This window comes from Salicola sp. AFF1 (assembly GCF_056783195.1).
Map to the genome: position 1 here is coordinate 1 of NZ_JBXAYL010000195.1, position 258 is coordinate 258.

The 258-nt window shown below is 66.7% G+C and carries 1 protein-coding gene; it reads right to left on the minus strand.

Features of this window, described 5'->3' with window-relative positions:
- On the minus strand, nucleotides 1-258 hold a 258-nt coding region (locus AC1RQI_RS17315; protein WP_481905848.1), incomplete at both ends, for an AAA family ATPase.

Sequence of the window (258 nt, forward strand, 5' to 3'; positions counted from 1 at the left end):
TCTTGAGGTTGATATCCGGCGCCAGCGGCACCTTGCGGACGTGGACCTTGAGGATCTGCTCGCGACCGACGACGTCCGGATTCGGCACCACGACCTGGCGGTCGAAGCGGCCGGGACGCAGCAGCGCGGGATCGAGCACGTCAGGACGGTTGGTCGCCGCGATCAGGATCACGCCTTCATTGGCCTCGAAGCCGTCCATCTCGACCAGCAACTGGTTCAGCGTCTGCTCGCGCTCGTCATTGCCGCCGCCGAGGCCGG